The sequence below is a fragment of the Candidatus Accumulibacter contiguus genome, from assembly GCF_012940005.1.
Taxonomy (GTDB): domain Bacteria; phylum Pseudomonadota; class Gammaproteobacteria; order Burkholderiales; family Rhodocyclaceae; genus Accumulibacter; species Accumulibacter contiguus.
This window is the reverse complement of the sequence record NZ_SPMX01000167.1, coordinates 1-844: the sequence shown is the minus strand read 5'-3', so window position 1 is coordinate 844 and position 844 is coordinate 1. Positions and strand designations below refer to the sequence as shown.

2 protein-coding genes are annotated in these 844 nt (G+C 57.3%); both read left to right on the top strand.

Annotated elements, in window-relative coordinates:
• The coding region (locus E4Q08_RS25270; RefSeq protein ID WP_248595144.1) for a DUF6399 domain-containing protein at positions 1–437 on the top strand (437 nt) is incomplete at its 5' end.
• 166 nt (positions 438–603) lie between these two features.
• Positions 604–844, top strand: a 241-nt coding sequence (locus tag E4Q08_RS24000; RefSeq protein ID WP_248595143.1) for a DUF6444 domain-containing protein, incomplete at its 3' end; no start/stop codon positions are given.

Sequence of the window (844 nt, the reverse complement as noted above, 5' to 3'; positions counted from 1 at the left end):
GATCTGGGCACGGAACTTCTTCAGGGCGGAAACGGTATCAGGAGGCTTGGCAGCGAGCATTAGAGGCCTGGAAAGCAGACCCGTTCCATTCGGGATTCTCCGAGAGTGAGTTGCAGCGCTGGCTAGAATGGGGGGAATGGATGGTGCGACAGTTCCATCGCAGCTCCTCCGCCGTCGAAGGGCGCAATGGCCGCTTGTCCCAGTTGTATCATAACGGGCGAGGTCTGACGAAATGCCGCCTGGCTGCGCTAACGGTTATCCACAACTATGGGGTGAGACGTAGTGACGGCACTATCGCAGCCGAACGTCTGTTTAGCACCTCTTTCCCTGATCTTTTCGATTGGCTGCTCAACCAGATGGGGGAACTTCCCTTACCGAGGAAGTCCCGCCACCGGGTTGTGCATAACCCATTGAAGTTAGAGATTGTCCCGGCTTAAGTGGGAAGCCGATCTTAGTAACTACTCAGGAGTCCTCCGCCAAGCGGACAGGCTGAAGCGTGGCGACGCTCAGGTACTGGAATTTTTGCTCAGAGCGAACGTCCAAGCTTTCAAGAGAACCCAGCATTGACCTCGCAATGGATAGGCTTCGTACAGGTGAGTGGGCATGGACGAGATTCCCGACCTTGAACGACTGAGTGTTGCCGAGAAGGATGATCTGATCCGCGAGCTTTGGCCCTTACGTGCGCTGGTGCGGCAGTTGAGGGGAGAAGTGGAGAAGCTGCAGGCGAAGGTGCAGGAACTGGAAGGTCGAGGGGCCAAGAATAGCCACAATTCGAGCAAACCACCGTCCTCGGATGGGCTGGCCAAGCTGCCGGCCAAGCCCCGTTCGCTGCGCAAACCGGGGC